Origin of the sequence: Rhizobium oryzihabitans (assembly GCF_010669145.1) — a bacterium.
Classification (GTDB): Bacteria; Pseudomonadota; Alphaproteobacteria; order Rhizobiales; family Rhizobiaceae; genus Agrobacterium; species Agrobacterium oryzihabitans.
Map to the genome: position 1 here is coordinate 83199 of NZ_CP048637.1, position 21297 is coordinate 104495.

Annotated in this window: 16 protein-coding genes and 1 pseudogene; 3 read left to right on the plus strand and 14 right to left on the minus strand. The window is 60.3% G+C overall.

All coding sequences use genetic code 11. The features are described 5' to 3' along the window. Positions 1-19: 19 nt before the first annotated feature. From G3A56_RS26105 to G3A56_RS28490, 4 genes are all read right to left on the minus strand, one after another. Positions 20-1024 (minus strand): site-specific integrase, encoded by a 1005-nt coding sequence (locus G3A56_RS26105; RefSeq protein ID WP_164056915.1) that lies wholly within the window; start codon positions 1022-1024, stop codon positions 20-22. Beyond that, a complete protein-coding gene (locus tag G3A56_RS26110) occupies positions 1017-1979 on the minus strand; it encodes a tyrosine-type recombinase/integrase (protein ID WP_082179067.1) in 963 nt (320 codons plus the stop codon). Before G3A56_RS26110 ends, G3A56_RS26105 begins: the two co-directional genes overlap by 8 nt. Continuing rightward, positions 1976-3214 (minus strand): tyrosine-type recombinase/integrase, encoded by a 1239-nt coding sequence (locus G3A56_RS26115; protein WP_052821200.1) that lies wholly within the window; start codon positions 3212-3214, stop codon positions 1976-1978. Before G3A56_RS26115 ends, G3A56_RS26110 begins: the two co-directional genes overlap by 4 nt. A 153-nt stretch (positions 3215-3367) precedes the next feature. Further along, positions 3368-3535 carry a hypothetical protein gene (locus G3A56_RS28490; protein WP_052821201.1) on the minus strand — a complete coding sequence of 56 codons (168 nt, stop codon included), beginning with the start codon at positions 3533-3535 and terminating at the stop codon, positions 3368-3370. A gap of 528 nt (positions 3536-4063) precedes the next feature. Here G3A56_RS28490 and G3A56_RS26120 point away from each other — a divergent pair. Then, entirely contained in the window at positions 4064-4870 is an 807-nt protein-coding gene (locus tag G3A56_RS26120; protein ID WP_052821211.1) for a DUF3800 domain-containing protein, read from the plus strand. 52 nt (positions 4871-4922) lie between these two features. Here the strand turns inward: G3A56_RS26120 and G3A56_RS26125 are convergent, their stop codons facing one another. The 3 genes and pseudogenes from G3A56_RS26125 to G3A56_RS26135 form a co-directional block, all read right to left on the minus strand. Next, positions 4923-8180, minus strand: a complete 3258-nt coding sequence (locus tag G3A56_RS26125) for an error-prone DNA polymerase (protein ID WP_052821202.1) — start codon at positions 8178-8180, stop codon at positions 4923-4925. Next, positions 8177-9687: pseudogene (locus G3A56_RS26130) on the minus strand (Y-family DNA polymerase). The gene G3A56_RS26125 and the pseudogene G3A56_RS26130 overlap by 4 nt, the downstream one beginning before the upstream one ends. Then, the gene (locus G3A56_RS26135; protein ID WP_052821204.1) at positions 9608-10372 is read right to left on the minus strand and encodes an ImuA family protein; all 765 of its coding nucleotides are present in this window, start codon (positions 10370-10372) and stop codon (positions 9608-9610) included. The pseudogene G3A56_RS26130 and the gene G3A56_RS26135 overlap by 80 nt, the downstream one beginning before the upstream one ends. A gap of 417 nt (positions 10373-10789) precedes the next feature. On the opposite strand from G3A56_RS26135, the gene G3A56_RS26140 reads away from it, so the two are divergent. Next, positions 10790-11149 carry a hypothetical protein gene (locus G3A56_RS26140; RefSeq protein ID WP_052821205.1) on the plus strand — a complete coding sequence of 120 codons (360 nt, stop codon included), beginning with the start codon at positions 10790-10792 and terminating at the stop codon, positions 11147-11149. A gap of 305 nt (positions 11150-11454) precedes the next feature. Continuing rightward, positions 11455-12228, plus strand: coding sequence for an SOS response-associated peptidase family protein (locus G3A56_RS26145; protein WP_052821206.1), 774 nt, complete (start codon positions 11455-11457; stop codon positions 12226-12228). On the opposite strand, the gene G3A56_RS26150 is transcribed toward G3A56_RS26145, so the two are convergent. The 7 genes from G3A56_RS26150 to G3A56_RS26180 all read right to left on the minus strand — a co-directional run bounded on the left by G3A56_RS26150 (position 12223) and on the right by G3A56_RS26180 (position 21196). After that, positions 12223-12576: a hypothetical protein gene (locus G3A56_RS26150; protein WP_164056916.1), complete on the minus strand. Its 354-nt coding sequence runs from the start codon at positions 12574-12576 to the stop codon at positions 12223-12225. The genes G3A56_RS26145 and G3A56_RS26150 overlap by 6 nt on opposite strands. A 193-nt stretch (positions 12577-12769) precedes the next feature. Further along, entirely contained in the window at positions 12770-13522 is a 753-nt protein-coding gene (locus G3A56_RS26155) for an IS6 family transposase (protein WP_035228067.1), read from the minus strand. A 194-nt stretch (positions 13523-13716) separates the two neighbouring features. Beyond that, complete coding sequence (locus tag G3A56_RS26160) at positions 13717-14136, minus strand: hypothetical protein (RefSeq protein WP_082186326.1); 420 nt, start codon at positions 14134-14136, stop codon at positions 13717-13719. Next, positions 14126-14386 carry a type II toxin-antitoxin system Phd/YefM family antitoxin gene (locus G3A56_RS26165; protein ID WP_082186325.1) on the minus strand — a complete coding sequence of 87 codons (261 nt, stop codon included), beginning with the start codon at positions 14384-14386 and terminating at the stop codon, positions 14126-14128. The genes G3A56_RS26160 and G3A56_RS26165 overlap by 11 nt, the downstream gene beginning before the upstream one ends. A gap of 65 nt (positions 14387-14451) precedes the next feature. Further along, complete coding sequence (locus G3A56_RS26170) at positions 14452-15597, minus strand: DUF2493 domain-containing protein (RefSeq protein WP_246231455.1); 1146 nt, start codon at positions 15595-15597, stop codon at positions 14452-14454. 169 nt (positions 15598-15766) lie between these two features. After that, complete coding sequence (locus G3A56_RS26175) at positions 15767-16804, minus strand: DUF7146 domain-containing protein (protein ID WP_082186222.1); 1038 nt, start codon at positions 16802-16804, stop codon at positions 15767-15769. A 12-nt stretch (positions 16805-16816) separates the two neighbouring features. Next, on the minus strand, positions 16817-21196 hold the full coding sequence (locus G3A56_RS26180) for a strawberry notch-like NTP hydrolase domain-containing protein (protein WP_082186221.1): 4380 nt from the start codon (positions 21194-21196) through the stop codon (positions 16817-16819). Positions 21197-21297: the final 101 nt, after the last annotated feature.

Here is a 21297-nt window from a genome sequence, read left to right on the forward strand (position 1 = left end):
CACTCCGGGAGCAACGAGCTTAAAGCGCTTGAAGGAATGCCATCAACTTGTCGGGCGGCCGGTAGCGAACACCTGTAGGGCTGACCGGCTGAAGCCGGCTGAGCGCGTTTTCCTTCATCGCAAGGTCAGCCTCCATGTAGATATGCGTCGTGCTGATGTCCTCGTGTCCGAGCCAAAGCGCGATCACGGTCAGGTCGACGCCGGACTGCAGCAGGTGCATCGCCGTGGTGTGCCGGAAGGTATGCGGCGATATCGCCTTTGCGCGGTTCGATGGAACACCTCCGCCGGCAGCGCCGACGGCGAGGTCGAGGCGCTGCCTCACACTGGAGCGGGATAGGCGCGTCCCCGAACTGTTGGGAAAGATGTAGGCATCCGGTCCACAATCATGAAGATCCTGAATCCATCGCTTCAGCGTTCGTGCGGTCTCATTCCAGAGTGGCACGCTCCGGCGCTTGCGCCCCTTCCCATGCAGGTGCACGACCGGTGCAGTCTCCAGAATGACACTACCAATCCGAAGGTCGATAGCCTCGGACACACGCGCGCCAGTATTATAGAGGAATGTAAACAGTGCCCGGTCGCGCCTGCCGGCCCATGTTTTGGGATCGGGCGCGTTGATGATCGCCTCGACCTCGGCGCGCGCCAGGTAGCCGAGAACTGCCTTGTCATGCCGCTTCTGCGGGACGGCGAGGCTGCGCTCGATCACCGCCAGCGCAGTCAGATCCTCATGCGCGGCATATTTGAGGAAGACCCGGATTGCGGACAGCCGTGCATTTCGGCTTCTGACGCTATTGGCCCGATCACGCTCGAGGTGATCCAGAAAGGCCAGGATCAGATCGGCATTGAGGTCGGGCAGGGTCAGGTTCGTCGGGGATTTCCCGATCCGCTTCTCAGCGAAGGCCAGCAGCAGTTTGAACGTGTCGCGATATGCCGCGACCGTGCATGGGCTCACCGCTCGTTGCTGGCGCAGATGATCAACGAAGAAGCGCTGCAGCAGGGTCGGAAAGGAAGGTGTGGTATCACTCATCAACGTCGCCTCCAACCATAGCTGCACCTTCGAAGCGATTGCCTGCAATTGCCATGAGCTCGGGCACGCCCTCAATATACCAGTAGGTATCGAGCAGATTGGCATGGCCGACATACGTAGACAGCATCATCATTGCCGCATCGATCTCCGTTCCACTTTCCTGCCAGAGGATAAGCCGACGGCATATGAAGCTGTGCCGAAGGTCATGGATACGCACGAAGGGATGGCCACCGCGCGGCCGGATTCCCAATCTCTGGGTGATCCGGAACCAGGCGTGCCAGGCGTTCATGTAGCTCAGCTTCTTGCTGGACAGCTCGCTCATGAAGACAGGATCGGCCGGCTTCGATGGGAATAGCGCGTTTCGTCGATCGAGGAAGATCTCGAGCGCGGCAACAGCGGTTGGATGGAGGGAGACCAGTCGCTGGCGGCCATATTTCGCTTCCCGCACCACGATCTGCGCAGCTTCGAGATCCAGATCTCGGATCTGTAGGCCGAGCGCTTCCGATATGCGCAGCCCAGTCGAGGCCAGCAGGCCGATCAGGGCAGGCATCATGAGCGTCCCGGCAGCCTGAACGCGGCGAATGTGATGCGCTTCGGCGATGATGCCCACGATTTCCTCGTTCGCGAAGATATGTGGAGCAAGCCGACGCTTCGTCCGCCCAAAAGGATTGGTCGCCGGGAAGGTGGTTTCACGATCCTCTGCCGCGAGAAAGGCCGCGAATGGCCTCAACACCTCCAGTCGTTTTGCCCAGGTGAAGGGGTCGGCAATTGTCGCTTCGGCCTTCGCCCAGCGGAGCGCGATATCGGACGAGAGCGCCCCTTCGTGTCCTCTGTCGTCGGCATATCGTGCAAAGGAGGTGATCTGCCTTGCTGAAGTTTTCATCTTGAAGCCGAGGCTTCGGCGATGTGCGAGGTAGGCCTCGGCACGAGATAGCATAGTGGCTGACCCGGTCATGCGCTCGCTCCCGGCCAAGGCAGGGCTACGGCCGCCAGCCTGTTTTGATCGACGCGGGCGTAGCCCGCAGTTGTCACCACGCTCCTATGCCGCATGATGTCCGCAACCTGCTTCAGGGGCACGGCATCGTTGACCAGTCGACTGGCAATCGTATGGCGGAAGATATGGATACGGGTGCAATCCCAGCCCAATCGGTCGTAGACCGCATAGACTGCTCGCTGTACCGAGCGCGGAGTGATCGGCTCTCCAAGGGGCGCAACATGCCGGACGAAGACCTCCCTGTGTTGCGTGGCTTGCCTTTCATGCACGATATAGTCGGCGATAGCTTCGCCTGTAGCATATGGAAGCGGCATAGGATCGGACCGGCGCGACTTGGTCGAGCGCACCCGGATCATACCTTTTTCCCAATCGATATCGTCGAGTGTCAGGCTGGTTACCTCGATCGACCGCATCCCGAGGTCTGCTAGGCACCTGATAATGGCATGAACTCTCTTCCGGGTTCGGCCGATTTCTGCAGAGACTTCCAGCAATCGCTCCAGCTCCGCCGGGCTGAAGCCCGTTTGCAGTCTGGCCGGCGTTTTCACTGCGGGTGCTGGTATGGCCTTTACTAGCCGACGGACATCGTCGCCTAAGAGTGCTCGATATCGAAGATAGCACCTGATCGAGACAGAGTAGCTACGGATGGTTGCTGGTTTCCGTCCCTGCTCGCCGAGCACGAACTGACGAATGTGCGAGTGGTTGAGGTTGGCTATATCGACACGGCCATCTTTCACACAGCCGACCAGAAGCCTCAGAACAACATTGCGATGCTTGCGGCGTGAACCCGCAGACAAGCCCCAAACTTCTTCGAGCATTTTATCGAACGCCAGGACTTCACGATCTATCGCCGCGAGGTTCATCGGCGGGATCTCGCGAAGTGCCCTCATTTTGACGGCGAGGTTCAAAGCTCGACGCATAGCCTCCACCTCCGTACGCATTTTCCAAAAGCACGAGCAGGAGCAACCATTCGCGTGAGCCGTCAGGAAGCTTTCCATGTGTTCAGTGGTGAAGCTTTCCGTGGCGACACCACGCTCGAATAGCCAATAGCCAAAGTGAAGGACGACAGCGGTATATTGGCGCTTGCGCCTAACGTCCAAATTTCGGCGCTCGCATTGGTCATGGACCATTCGAGCGAGCGGCGAAAGAATATTGTCCGGGTCTTCGGTTCGAAGACGGAGGTGGAGTGTGGTCGGCAATCGCGTTCTCCTTTTTCGCTGAGTTGCGATTGCAGGTTGCCTTCATTCGGATGCCCTACGCTGGGGATTGAAGGCTCAAAGAGCTGATTATGTGCAGTTGGAAAGCGGGGGTGCCCTGTAAAGCGGCGCGATCGAGCCTGAGATGACCATAAGTCACAACGGCTCATATTCATGCACGATCTCCAGATCGTCTTCGTCATCGAGTTCGTCGCTCGGCAGAACGCCGAACTCGTCGCCGGACCTGAACAGCGTGACTGGAACCATCAGGGTGCGGGCGAGCTGGAAGGCGTGGGTCTGCGCAAGCGAAAGATCGGTGTTCATCTGAGGCTCCATCTTTCGAGCGGGCCATTCCCGCTCGATGGCTCCCGTCAGTGTCCGGAACCGGTCGCGATCACCGCGAAGGCTTAAGCCGAAGCGGCCGCAGCTTGCTAGCGGACCCCGTCAGTGGGTTGATCGACGGAGATCCGGGGCTGGAATAGGAAGCCATCCATCAAGAGCGGGATTGGGACGCCTCAATGGACCAGCCTCCGACAAACAACGATCGTGCTGATGCGGATCTTGTTGTAGCCCTCGATTACCTGATGCTACCTTCTTTTCGCTCCGGTCATCAGGTCACGGTCGATGCCTATGACTGCTGGAGGCGGATCACAGACGACGTGAAGCCGCGAACGCTGGACGTTCGCGATTGTGGGCCATAGGGAGCCGCCTCTTGAAAAGCCGACACGCAACCGATATATATTGAGCATAGTCGAGAGCGCTGATCCGTCGGTGCGTTGAACGATTGTTTCACTCGGCTTACCGAATTGGAGCGGACCGCATGCGGTCCGCTTTTTCGTTTCAGGGGATTCGTTGCATCTACTATATCTCGACGAGTCTGGTCACTCGCATGATCCAAGCTCCGACTTCTTTGTCCTTGCAGGCTTTAGTATATTCGAGCGCCAAACGCATTGGCTGGAAGCCCAGATAGATCCTGTAGCGGCGCGCTTTAGCTCAACCAATCCTCGAGAAATCGAGTTCCATGGAAACCCAATGCGCTCGGGCAACGGTACCTGGAAAGGTGTGCCTCCCAACGACAGAGTTCAAGCCGTCGTCGATATCTCGTCGCTACTGTCAGACAAGCAATTGCAGTTGAAGGTCTACGCCTGCGTCATCGAAAAGAAGCTCTTCTCTGCGAACGATATTCTGGCTCGGAGCTTCGAGGAGGTGGCTTCGTGTTTTGATGGCTATCTGAAGACGCTTTACAAGAAAAAGAACCCCCAGCGCGGCTTGGTCATCCTCGACAAAAGCAATTATGAGGAGAAAATCCAAACCCTCTCTCATGTGTTCAAGCACGTCGGGCATGCCAGCGGCCAACTTCGCAACTTTGCCGAAGTCCCGCTTTTTCTGGATTCGAATGCATCGCGCCTGATTCAGATGGCGGATTTGATCGCCTACTGGATTTTCCGTCACTTTCAGTCAGGCGACCAGCGTGGCTTCGACCTCATAAGGCCGTACTTTGCCCGGTACGGCATCGGGCCAGTGTCAGGTCTGCGGTGTCATGTCTCGCCGGAGACAGAAGCGCGCCTCGCTTCACTTCCAGTTCCAGCTCACCCTTTTCCGAAAGCAACGCCGAAAGCTATGACCGCCGCATCCCAAGTCGCCACGCCTGAGGATTGAAGCGGTTTTGGCAGTGCATGCGCTCCCTCGACACGCTCGGTTTGAGCATTTTTCAGTGAAAATTCCGGCTCTTCACTTTCAGCGTATCGATATGAAGGTCCGGTGTGAATATGTCGCGCGGGACAACGGGTTTCGGCCGATCGCGTGAATCCGGCCCGCCGCCCCCGTGGGCAAACTCATCGCCGCGACCAGCCGGCAACCTGAACTCCGTATCGCGATCGGCAAGTCCAACCAGATCGCCTGAGAGATCGAAGAGTTGCTGGGCGACGAGATGGACGACCTCCCCTTCCCGCTGAATCCGTCCGTTGATCGCCATCATCGAAGATCCCAGCACGATGCGCCTGCGTTTCTCGAACAGGGTGGGCCAGACAACGACGTTGGCCGGTCCGGTCTCGTCCTCGATGGTGATGAACATCACACCCTTGGCCGATCCCGGCTTCTGCCGCACCAGCACGAGTCCAGCGGTATAAACCCACCGCCCATCACGGGCATTCATCGCCTCGGCACAGGAAATGATATTGCGTGCCGACAGGTCCTTGCGCAGAAAGGCGACAGGATGCTGGCGCAAAGTGAGCCCGATGTGGCTGTAGTCCTCGATGACGTTATGGCCGTCCGTCATTTGCCGAAGCGCCACCTCTGGCTCCTGCTGCTCGGCAATCGCCGTCGCCTCGCGTTCGGCTGCGGCTGCAAACAACGGCAAGGGCTCGTCGCGCAGCGCCTTGATCGCCCAGAGCGCATCGCGTCGTTCGAGTTTCAGCGATGGCAGAAAGGCGTCGGCCTCTGCCAGTTGAACAAGCGCTTCGGTCGGCACGCTGGACCGGCGCCACATGTCATCGACTGAGGCGAACGGGTTGTTCATGCGCGCTGCAACGATACGTGCGGCGTCCGCGACAGCCAGCCCTTTCACCTGCCGAAACCCGAGGCGCACAGCATGACGATCGCCGCCTCCAATCCTTTCCAGCGTGCAGTCCCATCGCGAGCGGTTGACGCAGACCGGCCGCACCTCGACGCCATGCTTGATCGCGTCTCCGACGATCTGGGCCGGAGCATAAAATCCCATGGGCTGGCTGTTGAGAAGGGCTGCACAAAAGACGTCGGGATGATGGCACTTGATGTAGTTCGAAGCGTAGGCAATCAACGCAAAGGAGGCCGCGTGACTTTCCGGAAAGCCGTATGAGCCAAAGCCTTCCAACTGCGAAAAGGTCTTTTCGGCGAACTCGGACGAATATCCGTTCTTGACCATGCCTGACACCAGCTTGTCCTTGAAGCGCGAGACGCCGCCGGTGAACTTGAAGGTCGCCATGGATTTGCGCAGCTGGTCGGCCTCACCACCGGTAAAGCCGGCACAGACCATGGCGACGCGCATCGCTGACTCTTGAAACAGCGGCACGCCCAGCGTCTTGCCGAGCACCGCCTCCAACTCGGGTGTCGGATACTCGACGGGCTCCTTGCCTTCGCGACGACGGAGATAGGGATGCACCATGTCACCCTGGATTGGGCCCGGCCGCACGATGGCCACCTGCACGACGAGATCGTAGAACGTGCGCGGTTTTAACCGCGGCAGCATCGCCATCTGCGCACGGCTTTCGATCTGGAAGGTGCCGAGCGTGTCAGCCTTGCGGATCATTGCATAGGTCGCCGCATCCTCTTGGCTGATTTTCGAGAGATCAAGATCCTGCCCTTTGTGCTCGCGGATGAGATCAAAAGCCTTGGCCATGCAGGTGAGCATCCCGAGCGCCAAGACATCCACCTTCATGAACTTCAGTGCCTCAACGTCGTCCTTGTCCCATTCGATGATCTGCCGGTCTTTCATCGTCGCCGGTTCGATCGGCACGAGATCGTCTAGCCGGTCATGGGTGAGGACAAAGCCGCCGGGGTGCTGACCCAGATGCCGAGGCGCGCCCATCAACTGCTGCGCGAGTTTCAGGGTGAGCGCCAGACGCCGGTCATTGGGGTTGAGATTGAGTTCCCTGATGTTTCGGTCGGGAACTTCTTCCGACCAGGACCACATGCCCGATGACAGCGCCTTGATGACATCTTCAGGCAGGCCAAGCGCCTTACCGACATCGCGGATTGCGCCCTTGGCCCGGTAGCGGGTGACGGTTGCGCAGAGTGCCGCCTTATCCTTGGTATAGGTCTTGTAGATCCACTGGATGACCTCCTCGCGCCGTTCATGCTCGAAGTCGACATCGATATCCGGCGGCTCGTCGCGTTCCTGACTGACGAAGCGCTCGAAGAGGAGATCATTGGTCGAGGGATCGATCGAGGTGATGCCAAGGATATAGCAGACAGCGCTGTTGGCCGCAGATCCCCTGCCCTGGCAGAGAATGCCCTGACTTCGGGCAAAACGGACGATCGAAAACACCGTCAGGAAGTAAGGCGCGTATTTCATGGTGCGGATGAGATCGAGCTCGTGCCGAACGGTCTTTAAAACATCCGGTGGCAGGCCTTCCGGATAACGATCGGGCGCACATTCCCAGACATAATGCTCGAGCGATCCTTGAGCATCCTTGCCCGGCACGATGGCTTCCTCCGGGTACTGGTAGGTCAGTTCCTCGAGCGAGAATTTGCAGCGACGCACGATTTCCAGGGTTCGCGCGAGTGCTTGCGCGTAGCGCGGAAACAGGCGTGCCATTTCCTCCGGTGGCTTGAGGTAGCGGTCGGCGTGGCGTTCGCGCTCAAAGCCGACATCGTCGATCGTGGTGTTGTGCCTGATACAGGTGACGATGTCCTGCAATTGCCGCCGGCCCGGCTCATGAAACAGCACATCATTGGTGACGACGGTTCTGACCTTGAACCGCGCCGCCATGTTGGAAATCTCATGCAGCCGCAACTGGTCGTTCGGTCGCCGACGCAAACAGAGAGAGACGTAAGCGCGATCACCAAACAGCTCAGCCATCTTGCGAAGCTGCGAGGCGCAGGTGGCATCCGGCAGATCAGGTACCAGAATGCCGATCATGCCCTCGGCGTAAGCGACGATATCGTCCCAATGCAGGATACAGTTGTTCTTGCCGCCACGCGATTTTCCCAGCGTGATGAGGCGCGTCAGGCGCGAATAGGCAGCGCGATCCATCGGATAGACCAGCACAGACATGCCATCCGCCAGATCGAGACGACAGCCAACGACCAGGCGCAACCCGGTGGCGCGCGACGCCTCAAGCGCCCGAACAATTCCGGCAAGCGAATTGCGATCGACGACGCCGATTGCGTCGATACCGAGCTGTTTCGCGGTCTCAAACAACTCCTGTGCAGAGGAGGCGCCGCGCAGAAAGGAAAAGTGGGTCGTGACCTGGAGCTCGGCGTAGCTCATGCGAAGATCCCGTGGCAGAACCAGCGATGGGACCCGGTCTCGGGATCCACTCCGTCGCCGGAGCGGAACACCCACAGGCGCTCGCCTGCCTCGTCCTCGATGACAAAGTAGTCCCGCACCGCGTCCATTTCGGCGTCGCGCTGCCACCACTCCCGAAGATGCGTTCCGGGCCGTCGGCGCGTTTGACCTTACGGCGCTTGCCGCGCCAGACGATCGAGACCGGCGGGCGGTCCGGCATCAGCGCAATCGCCTCGATCAGTTCGGGCCGTGGCAAAAGCCGGACTGGACGGCGCCAATGGCTCACCCAGGCAACAGGGATCGGTTCAGCAACGGGACTGATCCGCCGGACGGAACGTTCCGGCACATCGGATGCAACCGGTGCGACGCGATAGACCCGCTGGCCGCGGTTTCCATAGATGTCGATCAGTGGCGTCACATCGGTGACGTCATCCTCGACCAGAGCAGAGACTTTCTGCGCCTCTTCCAATGGCTCGGCCAGAACCGCAACAAGGGTGAGCCTCTCGATCCCGAAACCCGGCTCGATCTTTTCCGTCCGGTCCCGAAACAGTTTCGTCAGCCAGGCTACGTCGCGGGCGGGCTTGGCTGTTCCGGCGCGGATTGCCTGTCTGGTGCCATCGACCTTCTCGACAATCAGGTCAGCCCGACGCACGCCGAGCCCCCGCTTTTGGAGTTCATCGACCAATTGCACGACAAGGCGGCCGACATATTTGTTGATGGTCTCCGCTGCGCCAATCGGTTCAGCGAAGGCTTTCGAAACCTCGACCAGCTCAGGCGTGCGGATCGGCTCGATAGGCTCGGCGATGCGACAGAGCATCTGATCGAGACGGCGCCCAACCTCCGGTCCAAAGCGCAACGTCAGCGGCGCGCGCGGGGTATTGGCAAGCTCCCCGATCGTCTGAAATCCGAGAATGCGGAGATCGCTGACAATCTTTGCCGGCAGACGCAGGAGCGATATCGGCAGCTTTTCAACGGCCCGCACTGTCTCACCCGGCGGAATGACGATCGTCTCGCGGTTGATGGCGCGGGCACAGGCATGGGATGCACCCCAGCTGTCCGCGACCGCCACGCGGGCAGTCAGCTTCCTGCCCAGAAACTGGTTGGCGATCTTTGTCACCATTGGCAGCTCGCCGCCCTGCAGGTGGTCGGCGCCTTCGGTGTCCATAACGATGCCGTCGATCCCGTCAATCGCGACGATCGGCGAATAGATGGTTAGTGCCCACAGTGTGATGCGTTCGAGAGCTACCCGATCGGCTTCGATATCGGCGTCGACCATCATCAGGCCATGAAACAGCGACTGCGCCTTTGCCGCCGGCATGCCGACATGCACGCCTGCCGCCCTGGCAGCCAGGTCGGCAGCCGAAACCCATCGCTTCGACCCGCTTCTTGCGATCACGGCAATTGGCTGTTCAGGCGAAATGGAGGGATCCGCCCGCCGAATACGATCCGTCGGCAGATCCGGAAGATAGATCGAGACGACCCTTGTCATCACACGCCCTCACGAGAAACTCAGCACACTCACCCGCTTTCACGCGCATCAATTCAAGAAACCATTGAGGCCTGCCCACCCCCGGTACCGGCAGCTCTTCCGATGGCATCACACTGACCCGCCATCTGGTTGTTGACGCCGTCGGCTGGCCAAAATCATTCGCCTCCGTCTGCCGCCGCCATCGCCGAACGCCGAGCGCCATGGTCCCGGTTCGCTCCGCGGCCAGTTGCAGGCGGCGGGAGCTGACCATCGGCAGGCGAACGAGCTCGCCGACGACAGCGCCGAGCCCACCGAAGGACAAGCCCTCCTCCATGTTGGCCAGCACGTCTTCCTCCTTGTCGGACTCGACGAAGATGACGCGGTCGGGATGGAGGCCGACCTGGGCAAGCGCCGGAAAGAACAGATCCGGTCTCGTCAGACACCAGATGACGGGGCCTTTGGTCCGGGCGGCAATGCCGGCGACAAAAAGCGCGGCTGCTGCACCATCGACCGTACCGGATCCTCCGCCTGCGAACTCATGCAGGGCTCCATAGGCAAGACCCCCGCCAGGCAAGACCGCATCAATCTCGGGCACACCGAAAGAGAGCGTTCCGGCCCGTTTCGCTGCTGTGCCCTCCATCGAGGCGATGCGGCCACGCAAATCACAGATCACATCCGACAACCCCTTCGGGCGCGCAGCGGTCATCGTTCACGGCTCCCTTCAAGGTGGTGTTCAAAGGATCGACATTATGCCGTACAGGCTATTTGTTCATTGTTTGTTCCGACGCTATAAAAGAGTCAAGCACCAGAAAGTTGAGCAACATTATCACAACATTAGCAAAACCGAAGATTCGAAAAGGATTCAAGGCTGTAGGGATAACAAGAATTTTTGCCGCACTCCACTCTTGTCGGGCTCCAGATCGCGATAGCGGGGATAGATGAGCGGCGTCACAATCTTCTTAAGGTTTCGTGCTGAACTCGCCTGCATGACGAAGCCACCGAGACAAAGCTCGATCGTAATACCGAAGCCCAGCTCTATTTAATGCCGCGTCGCTGCGGTTGATTGCATCAATGGCTGTCCGCAGCGTTCGACCTATACGGGAGCTTTTAAGCTTGAGGCCATATGAACATCGGACGTGTAGGCGGATGCATCAAGCCCCGCCGCATGCAGCCCGATGGCAAAGTTGACCTGCGAGATCAATTCCCTAAAATCCCGCTCAGATCTTCTTGGGGTGTTACGTTGCAAAAGCTCGAACTTGTTTTTGTTATTTGTGGTTTTGTGGCTTTGGGGACATGGCTTTATTCGGGCGAGTATCGAGCTTATGGCGCCCTCGCGACGATTTGCTTTCTGGGAATCGCTTCGGTCTATCTCCTCTTGACGTCAAAGGAGAGAGTTTACCGGTTGTTTGCATGTATATCACTGACCGTGATTTCCGCTGCAATCGGAATAGCTCTGTTGAGAATGTCGGGACTGACCGGCTAATGCGGTGGCATCAAGCGACCTAAACGGGCTGCGGAATAGCGCCTGCGCCTTGACATGCGGCGTTCCTCCACGGCGCTAGCCGCAGCGGGCAATCGCATCCGCAGCCGATGGAGACCAGAGGATAGGCGTTTGCCTGATCGCCGAGATCGAGTTCAGGGCAGGACGGGCGACGATAAACTCCGCCACGCTTCCTACAACGGCCTGCGGGAACGGTAGGACAATGCCGACGTTTATAAGCTCGACTAGATACGCAGGCGGAAGTCACCGGAAAAACTGCATTCGGTCGCAACGGAGGAATTGCTGCCATGTGCAACCTTTATCGGATGGAAGACAGGGACTGGGTCTCAAAGTGGGCCCAGGACGCCGAAAGCCTGATCAACCTCATGCCGGCCTATCAGATGAACCCCGACCAGATGGGGCCGATCATCCGAAACACGGCGGACGGCAAGAAGCAGCTGGTTCATGCACGATGGGGCCTGCCCTCGCCTATCTTCGTCCAAAAGAAAGCCGCCGAAGCAAGGGCGGATAAACTGAGGGCCAAGGGCAAGGCCGTCGATATGGATGAGCTCATCCGCATGGAACCGGATCGTGGCGTGACCAATGTGCGTAAGCTCAACCTGCCTCACTGGACGCGATGGTTCGGCGTCGAGCACAGGTGTCTCGTCCCGGTCACAAGCTTTGCCGAACCGGACCCGATGAGCAAACAGGAGGGTGGCAATGTGCCAAATGCCTGGTTTGCACGTGATGAGGCAAAATCGCTGATGTTCTTTGCGGGCATCCACGTTCCGCAATGGAAGAGCGTTCGCAAAGTCAAGGACGGGCTCACAACCGACGACCTATACGGTTTCCTGACGACCGATCCGAATGATCTCGTGAAGCCGATCCACGAGAAGGCAATGCCTGTTCTACTGCTGACGAAGGAAGAAACCGACGTCTGGATGCGGGCGCCTTGGGATGAGGCAAGGCACCTCGCCCGCCCACTACCAAACGACGCGCTGATCATCCTGTCGCGTGAACCTTATGGATCATCGATCATTTCGAAATCTGGCGAACCGGTGGAGCAAGGCAGCCTTTTATAACTGGCGGCCATCGCCAGATGGATGCCAATTGATGAGGAGACTAAACCCGCTGAACTGTTCGGAGAGAGGAGAAGGAAGATGCATATCCACCCTTACATTCTCGAGAATCATGGTGTCTATCCAAAGAGATTTCTGGAGGATGGTCAATTCTTCGGCATGCGGCAATCCATTCACGATAATCTCGACCAGCGGCTGGTCGCCGAAGTCGATCGGGAATCCGACCTGACTGCCTATTCCGGATACGTTGCCATGGAACTCTGGGCTGATGATGACGACATCCCGACGGGAGCGAAGATCGAGATATTGTTTAGCGAGCGGAAAGGCATCGCCGCCCTCCTCTACGACCATCCTAACATATCCGATGCTTTCATTGAGTGGGTTTTCTGCACCTCACCTGCCGATGCCTTGACCGAATGGAAGAGGAAGGTCCGCTGGCCGCTGATGGAAACATCGAGAGGACCAGTCGATATAATCGGAGGTGCACATCGGGCTTGTCGCAAACCTTGCAGTAGGCTGAGACTACCCGCGAACGGTGGCATTTTCACGCTTTGTTAACCTTTTGAAGTCCGAAGAGGCGCCCGAGCAGGTCATTCTGGTCGTTGATTGTCCAGTCGCCGGAAAAGCCGAAGCCTTTGCGCAGCCACAACATCGCTTCGAACCCAGCGATCGTCCGGCGCGCCGTTTTGAATGACTGGAAGCAGCCGATCTTGGGCATGTTCTTCTTGACCCGGAAGTGGTCGCTCTCGATGCCTTGCTGGAGGTGCTTCGTGACATAATGTACCGGGCTCGGATGCAGGAGCCCGTCATCGATGGCTGTTTTGATCGTTGAAGGAAACGTGTTAGCGCCATCTGTACCGATCTTACCCGGCGATAGTAGCGGCTCATCCTTGAGCATCTTACGGAAGAAGCGCTTGGCGGCGTCGAGATCGCGCTTCGCGGTGAGCAAGAAGTCGACCGGGTTTCCGTGCTTGTCGATGGCGCGGTACAGGTATCGCCACTTGCCCCGGATCTTGACGTAGGTCTCGTCAATCCTGACTGAGCCACAATGCGGTCGGCGAAACTGGCGTAGGCGCTTCTCGATTACAGGTGCATAGGCGAGGACCCAGCGGTTGATTGTACTATGGTCGACCTCGAAGCCGCGCTCGCGGAACATCTCCTCGAGATCTCTGTAGCTGAGCGGATACCGTAGATACCATGTCACTGCCTGCACGATCAGCCATGCCTCGAAATGCCGCCCTTTGAAATCGTCCTTCGACTGGCGCTTCAGCTTTTCGGCAATGGCATTCAGAATCATGGCTACGCTCCGCTACATCGGGAGCTGAATTTCCACCGTTGTGGTCAACAGCTAGTTAACCAAAAGAATTTGCGACACGCCCCGAAAACACCCGGCAGTCGGAGAGTTGCCTCGTGAAGACGGCCTCCGACGTGGATGGCGCCGACGATGTAGTCGCCGGAGATGTGCCGGATGATGACCGTTTCGATCACCGCTCAATCGAGGCGGTTGACCCGGCCGGATCTGCCGCGTGCCTCTGCGAACAGCCTGGCGATCTTCACCATGAAGGGTTTGCTGAAGCGGCCGAGAATGTCCTGGCCCGGCTCGATGTACCAGGAGCGTTCGACGATGTCGTAATTGTATTCGTCGGCCATGATCCAGCACTGCTTCAGATCGCTTAAGCCCGCGCGCTTGCGCTCGATCTCCGGGATTTCCAGAGCGGCCCGACCCGTCTGCGGCGGCTGCGTGGTGATGGCGAGAAGGGCCAGATGGGTATTCCCATCGGACGCGCTTCGGATGGCGATGACGACGCAGACCGGGCGCTGTTTGCGGCCTTCGGTCTCGCCGCGCTGCTGCTGCCAGGCCCAGAGATATGGATAGGAGATGACCTCGCCAGGCCGGAATTCACGGCTCATCATCGTAGCCTTCGCCGCGCGCCAGCCGATCGATCGCTTCGTCGAACAGGTCCGCATGCTCGGCGGGCATGTCGGAGATATGATAGGCGCGGCGGGGGTCGCCGCCCGTACGCATGCGCTCGTAGTGCTCGTAACTCATCAGCACAAAGCGAGGCTTCTTGTGGCGGGTGAGCATGACCGGTTCGCGGCTTGCCGCATCGGTAATATCGCCGATCTGTTTGTTCAGGTCGCCTGTGGTGAACTGCTTCATCGTTGCTGGTCTCCGCTGGACTTCCATATATTCCATGTTTTCCATATTTTCAAGAAAAACGGCGCTCACGCGCCGTCTCCTGAAGCCTGCCAGACCGGAATGCCGAGGCGACGTGCCTTGTCGGCGAGGTTACCGGTGATGCCGTTTCCGGGAAAGACGATCAATCCGGCGGGCATGACCGACAGCATCTCGTCATTGCGTCGGAACGGCGCGGCCTTGGCGTGCTTGGTCCAGTTAGGCTTGAAAGTGATCTGCGTGACCTTGCGGGCCTCCGCCCAGCAGGCGGCGATGCGTTCGGCACCTTTTGGTGAACCGCCGTGCAGCAAAACCATATCAGGATGCTTGGCATGCGCCTGATCGAGCTTGGCCCAGATCCGCTCATGATCATTGTAGTCCATGCCGCCGGCGAACGCGATCTTGGTGCCGGCAGGGATCAGAACCTCCGTTTCGGCGCGACGTCGGGCGGAGAGGAAATCCCGGCTGTCGATCATCGCCGCCGTCATATTGGCGTGGTTGACCTTGGAGCCGGAGCGTGGCCGCCAGGAAGAACCGGTCTGCGCCTCGTAGAGGTCGGCACTAAAGTCGCGCATGAACTCGAAGCTATTCCTACGTTCCAGGAGCGTGATGCCCTCGGCGATGAGGCGTTCGAGCTCGACACTTTTCACCTCCGAGCCATCCTGCTCGCGCTGGCCGGTGCGCTGCGCCTCCTCGTTGCGGTCGAGTTCGCGTTGGATGCGCTCGCCGGCGCGATGGAAGAGATTGGGGATCGAGCAGAACAGGTCTTCGAGGTCTGGCTCCAGCCGGGTGTCGCCGAGCATGTCGGCGAAAGCGTCGAAGATCGTGGTGATCGAAGACTGGACCTGCGGCTCCTCCGGCAATGGCCGCGGATCGGGCTCGTCCTGAAAGGGACGATAGCCGAAGACCTGCATCTCGTAGATGAAGCGATCGGTCGGGGAGGACGTGTGGTGGGGCTCGAAGGTGTCGTCGGGGGAAGGATCAGGTCCATGATGGTCTCCGTCGGTTTGGGCCGCGCCTCTCGCGGCCTGACGGCGAACCCGATCACGCGGGCCGAGGCCGGAACCGCAAGCGAAGTGCAGCGGCCCAGCGAAGCGCCGGGCGGCGGAGGGAGGGTTTCTTGATCCGCGAGGAATGACGGACCATTGCATCGGCCCGAAAAGTGGGAACCGGTTTTCGGAAGCGCCGATGCGCAAAAATGGCCCGGCAGGGGAAGAAACCGGACCGACCCGCTGAAGGCCCGAGGCCCGCGTGGTAAGGGTCGCCTCTCGGCAGGCCCGCGGGCGCGCGCCCATCCGGAATGAGGCCACTGGACTGCACTTTGCCCGTGCCGTCGTGCCCTCCCCTGAGCCTTTGCGCCTGGCTTCAAGAGTGCAGGAATGCCATCGCGTCTTCCGGGACGAGTTGCGTCTTAAGGCATGCGGTCAGCCGGTCCGGCCCCAGCCCGCGAAGATCCTCATTGAAATCGCCGAGCTCAGGCGACAGCACCAGCGGCAGGATCCCCTCTTCCTGTGCCCGCCGGCTCAATCCCTCGATCCCATGCCGGCCGGCGGCATCCGCATCCGCGGCGATATAGATGCGCCGGCATCCGGGCGGGAAGTTGAAGGCGGCAAGGTGATTGGCCGTGAGCGCCGCGACCATCGGCATTCCTGGCATCACGTGTGAGAGCGACAGCATGGTCTCGAGCCCCTCGCCTGCCGCCATGACCGGCACAGGCGCATTGACCGGAAAGCCAAAGCGGACGCCATTCCCGAGGAGCCCGCCAAGTGCGCGGCGCGGATCGTCGACCTTCGCCTTGCCGTCGCCCTCGGGGTCGAGCCAGCTGCGATGCACGCCGGTGATGGCCCCGGCACAGTCAGTCACGGCGGCGATCAGGGCCGGATAACTAGTGGTCCGGCCCGTGACCAGGTCGTGATAGTAGCACGACGGGTGGAAACCGAGCGCCGCATGGGTGGATGCCCTCAGGATACCGCGCTCGCGGAGATAGGCGTCCGCCAATGTGCCGGCCAGCGGCTGTGTCATCCGAAACAGACGCCTGGCCCGCTCAGACGCCGGCCGCTCGACCGTCGCAGAATTATGGACGCGCGTCCTAAGAGACGACACCGGCTCCGGTCGAGGCAGGCTGAGGAACCGACGCGCCTCCTCGGCAACGTCCCGGAAGTCGACGAGGCCGCACGTCTCGCGGACGAGGTCGAGCAGATCGCCGAACTGACCGGTCGCCGCATCCGTCCATCGGCCGGCGCGGGGACCGGTCAGATGCACATAAAGGGACCGTCCCTTGCTGTTGCCGACATCGCCGACGAGCCAGTAATTGCCGGCACGGCGGCCGGCGGAGAGATAGTGCCGGCAGACCGCCTCCGCGTCCTGCGCGAGACGATCCGCCAGATCCGAGGCAGCTAGCATGGCAGACCTCCCTCATGACCGGCGCGCGATATCGACGAGGCGATGACACTCAATCAGCTTCGACAGGATCGCTGCTCCCTCGTCTGTAACAGGCACGAAGAAACGCAGCTTCCAATTGATCATCTCGGAGAACAGTCCCACCGAGCGCAACCAGTCGCGCATGCCATCCGTGAAGCCAGTCAGTTCGACGCGGTATTCGTTCATGACGCGCACGCGGCGCAGCGTCATATCGCCGGCAAGCCCGACGATAGAGGATCCGTCGACAAGCGATGCCCAGGCCTGGTCGGCGCTCAGCACTTGCCTCTGATCGATCCCGAAATTGCGGCAAAGGCCGGCGAGCCGATCCGGTGCAATGACACGCCCGACGATCCGCTCGCCTTCGTCGGTCTGCAGCCGCCGCACCCGGCAGAAATCCTGCGGCAGCAATTTCCAGATCGGAAGCAACAACCCGTTGACGATGTGCATCGTCGACGTCGAGAATTCCGGCACCGCTGCGACCTCAGTATTCCAGGCAAGGGCGAAGGCTTGTTCGTCGGCCTCCTCCCAATTTGTCTCTTCAAGTTGCCGGACTTCGAAGCGCAGCTCGTCCATCGGCCGGATCAGCGACACGCGCGGCTGAATGGAGCCGTCGTCCAGCATGATCGACCGGGTCGGCACCATCACCGCTGGCCGGCCCGACTTGCCATTGATCATCAGCTTCGCACGTTGATCCTGCTCTACGAGGCTTTGAACCTCCTCGAACCGCATCGGCGTATTACGATCCCGGCGTTTGATCGTCAGCAAGTGCGACTGCGCGCCGGTGACGGGATGGGTGTAGATCAGCCGGCGTTCGGTGACCGTCATACTGTCGGCGGTGATCGTCTCCAGGCCCTTGTCATAGATCCCGGCGGCAATCGCTCCCTCGATGCGAGCGGCCAGCAACTGCTCGAAAGCCTCGAACAGCACGTTCTGCATGGCTATGGTCAAGGCCAGCATGCGATTGAGGAAAGTCTGGATCGGCGGCAGCTCGTCCTTCAATCCGCCCTCCTCCGATGTCAGCGACAGGCCGGTGATGTTTTCGAACGTTTCCAGCGAGCAGCCTTCGATCCTGCCGGTATGCAGCAGTCCGTAGAACTGCCGCAACGCATCACGGGCATATTGGGATTCAAGATTGTCCTCGGACCGGAACATGCCCTGCCCGCCGGTCTGGCGCTGACCGCGTGTGATGGCGCCGAGCGTGTCGAGACGCCGGGCGATCGTCGATAGGAAGCGCCGCTCGGCCTTGACATTGGTGGCGATCATCCGGAAGCGCGGCGGCTGTTTCTGGTTGGTGCGATGGCTGCGCCCGAGGCCCTGGATCGCGACGTCGGCACGCCATCCGGCTTCCAGAAGGTTATGCAGGCGCAGGCGCTGATTTTTTGCGGCGATATCCGCGTGGTAGGATCTGCCGGTTCCGCCGGCGTCGCTGAAGACGAGAATGCCTTTCTCGTCGTCCATGAAGGCGCGCGCCTCATCGAGATTGGCGCTACCCGGCCGGTTCTGCACGGCATAGCGGGCGATCGCGCTGTTGTCCTCGCGGCGGACAATGCGGCGAGACCGGCCGGTGATCTCGGCCACCTTCTCGGTACCGAAGTGCTGGACGATCTGGTCGAGCGCGGTCGGGATCGCCGGCAGGCTGCCCAAGGTTTCGACCAGATCGTCGCGGCGCCGTTCGGCCTCCCGGCAGATGACAGGGTTGCCGTTCGCGTCATGAACGGGTCGGGAGCTGAGATTGCCCTCGGCGTCGGAAAACTCCTCGAACAGCTGCACCGGGAATGAGTGCATCAGGTAATCGATGACATATTCCCGCGGCGTCACGTCGACCTGGAGATCGCCCCATTCGTCGGTCGGGATCTGCGCCAGCCGGCGCTCGGTCAGCGCTGCCCCGGTGGAAACGAGCTGGACGATGGCGGCATGTCCGTCCTCCAGGTCTGTGGCAGTCGCTTTGAGAAGGGCCGGCGTCTTCATCGAGGTCAGAAGATGATTGAAGAAACGCTGCTTCGAGCTTTCGAAGGCCGAGCGGGCGGCGGCCTTGGCGTTTTTGTTCAGCGTGACGGATTTCCCAAGGATGCCCGAGGCTTCCATCGCAGCGTCGAGATGGTTGTGGATCACCTGGAACGCTTCGGCATAGGAATCGTAGATGCGGACCTGCTCATCGGTCAGCTCGTGTTCGAGAATCTCGTATTCGACACCCTCAAAGGAGAGCGAGCGCGATGCGTAGAGGCCCATGGCCTTGAGGTCTCTCGCCAGAACTTCCATGGCAGCGACACCGCCGTCCTCGATCGCGGCAATGAACTCGGAACGGGTCGGAAAGGGAAAGTCACTGCTGCCCCAAAGGCCGAGGCGCTCGGCATAGGCGAGCGACTCCACTTCCGACGCCCCGGTCGCCGAGACGTAGACGACGCGAGCGTCCGGCAGAGCGCGCTGCAGGCGGAGCCCTGCCCTGCCTTGTTGCGACGCCGCCTTGTCGCCGCGCTCGGTCTTGCCGCCGGCGGCGTTGGCCATGGCATGGCCTTCATCGAAGACGATGACGCCATCGAAGTCGGCGCCGAGCCAGTCAACGATCTGCTGCACGCGTGACCGCTTGCCCTCGCGCTCATCGGTGCGCAGCGTGGCAAAGGTGGTGAAGAGGATGCCTTCTTCCAGCTTGATCGGCTTGCCCTGCCGGAAACGCGACAGCGGGGTGACCAGGAGCTTCTCTTGGCCCAACGCGCTCCAGTCGCGCTGCGCGTCTTCGATCAGCTTGTCAGATTTGGAGATCCAGACATGCCGACGGCGACCCTTCAGCCAGTTGTCGAGAATAATGCCGGCAGCCTGGCGGCCCTTGCCCGCGCCTGTTCCGTCGCCAAGAAACCAACCGCGGCGAAAACGAACGGCACGCTCTGCGTCGGATGCGACCGCCCTGAGATTGTCAAAGGAGGCATCGACACTCCAGTGCCCGGCGAGATAGCCGGAATGGGCTTCGCCGGCATAGATGACGCTTTCGAGCTGGGCGTCGGAAAGATCGCCGCTGACGACGACGCGCTTCGGCAGATGTGGACGATAGCTTGGCTTTGGTGGTGCCACCGAGGCCATCGCGAGAGACTCGACCAGCGTGTCCGGATGCGGTTTTGCGTCAGGGATGTGGATCGACTGGAGCCGGTAGGTTTCGTAGATGCCGTCAGCAGCGCTTGCCTCATCCTTCGGCTGAGCGTCTCGCTGCTCGTAGGAAAGTTCGATGATGTCGTCTTCGACGGGTATTGAACGGCCGATTATCGAAGGCTTAGTTAGTCCGCCGACCGAGGGCATGGTGACCTCTGCTGGGCGCATCGTGCCCGCTCGCCGGATATCGTTGGAGAGCGCACCGATGGAACTCGGTACGAACGACGGTGAGCGCTGTGGGAGGTCACTGATCCAGCCGAGAAGTGTTTCCAAATCGCGCGCGGTGCCCTTTGGCGGAGCGAGCTGCGCCGGATCCTCCGCCGGGACCTTGTCGATGACGGTGAGGCGCGTTTTCATCGTCGTTCCATGACGCGCATAGATGCTGCCGTCGATCGCTGCGGTGAACAGCACCGTGCCCTGTCCCTGCAGCCGAACGAAGGCGTCACGCCACGCGGGATTGTCCGGAGAAAGGCTCGCGCCAGTGATCGCGACGAGCCGGCCACCGGGAGCGAGACGAGCAAAGGCGGAGGTCAGATGCCGCCAGGCGGCGTCGGCAACGCGACCCTCGACGTGGACGCCAGCCGAGAAGGGCGGGTTCATCAGAACGACGCTCGGTCGGATGGAACGCTCGAGGTAGTCGTCGACATGCGCGGCGTCGTGTTGCGATATCGCAACGCCAGGGAAGAGTTGCTGCAACAACGAGTGGCGAGTAAGCGCATATTCGTTCAGCGCCAGACGCGCGCCCGCGAGTTCCGCAAAGATCGCCATGAGGCCGGTTCCAGCCGACGGTTCGAGAACTGTGTCGGCAGGCGTGATGCCGGCAGCACGAGAAGCGGCGTAGGCCAGCGGGATCGGTGTAGAGAACTGCTGCAGCGCCTGGCTCCCCTCGGATCGACGCGTGTGGGTCGGCAGGAGCCGCGCCACTTTCGTCAGCATCGCAAGCGCCGATTGAGGCACCTGGGCTCGGGAGGCGATAGAGCGGAATTTGCGCAGGAATAGGACTTGAGCGGCCTCGGTCGCCTCATAGGCATCCTTCCAGAGCCAGAGGCCTTCAGCGTCGCTGCCGCCGAAAACTTCGGTCATGATCTGTCGCAAGTCGGCTGAGGTGACAACCTGGCCTTGCTCCAGAAGCGAGGCGATCTGACCAGCAGCATGCATAAGTGCTCCAGCGCGGGTTTTAATGGAAGGACGTGAGGAGGTAGAGACGGTTTGAGGATGCGAGATGATGTTCATCGAAGGATGCTCCAAGAGAGAGGAAAGAACAGCGCAGCCCGACGTCCTGCCGAACGGGTCGGAAGAGCGAAATCGGGCAGCCAGGAGGGATCGGGAATGCC

Excerpts from the sequence above, each read along its gene's own strand:
- G3A56_RS26180 (WP_082186221.1), bottom strand. The coding sequence starts at position 21,196 with ATGAACATCATCTCGCATCCTCAAACCGTCTCTACCTCCTCACGTCCT.
- G3A56_RS26135 (WP_052821204.1), bottom strand. The coding sequence starts at position 10,372 with ATGACCGCTGCGCGCCCGAAGGGGTTGTCGGATGTGATCTGTGATTTG.
- G3A56_RS26175 (WP_082186222.1), bottom strand. The coding sequence starts at position 16,804 with ATGCTAGCTGCCTCGGATCTGGCGGATCGTCTCGCGCAGGACGCGGAG.
- G3A56_RS26155 (WP_035228067.1), bottom strand. The coding sequence starts at position 13,522 with ATGATTCTGAATGCCATTGCCGAAAAGCTGAAGCGCCAGTCGAAGGAC.
- G3A56_RS26145 (WP_052821206.1), top strand. The coding sequence starts at position 11,455 with ATGTGCAACCTTTATCGGATGGAAGACAGGGACTGGGTCTCAAAGTGG.
- G3A56_RS28490 (WP_052821201.1), bottom strand. The coding sequence starts at position 3,535 with ATGAACACCGATCTTTCGCTTGCGCAGACCCACGCCTTCCAGCTCGCC.
- G3A56_RS26160 (WP_082186326.1), bottom strand. The coding sequence starts at position 14,136 with ATGAGCCGTGAATTCCGGCCTGGCGAGGTCATCTCCTATCCATATCTC.
- G3A56_RS26140 (WP_052821205.1), top strand. The coding sequence starts at position 10,790 with ATGAACATCGGACGTGTAGGCGGATGCATCAAGCCCCGCCGCATGCAG.
- G3A56_RS26165 (WP_082186325.1), bottom strand. The coding sequence starts at position 14,386 with ATGAAGCAGTTCACCACAGGCGACCTGAACAAACAGATCGGCGATATT.
- G3A56_RS26105 (WP_164056915.1), bottom strand. The coding sequence starts at position 1,024 with ATGAGTGATACCACACCTTCCTTTCCGACCCTGCTGCAGCGCTTCTTC.
- G3A56_RS26125 (WP_052821202.1), bottom strand. The coding sequence starts at position 8,180 with ATGAGCTACGCCGAGCTCCAGGTCACGACCCACTTTTCCTTTCTGCGC.
- G3A56_RS26110 (WP_082179067.1), bottom strand. The coding sequence starts at position 1,979 with ATGACCGGGTCAGCCACTATGCTATCTCGTGCCGAGGCCTACCTCGCA.
- G3A56_RS26150 (WP_164056916.1), bottom strand. The coding sequence starts at position 12,576 with ATGGTCGTAGAGGAGGGCGGCGATGCCTTTCCGCTCGCTAAACAATAT.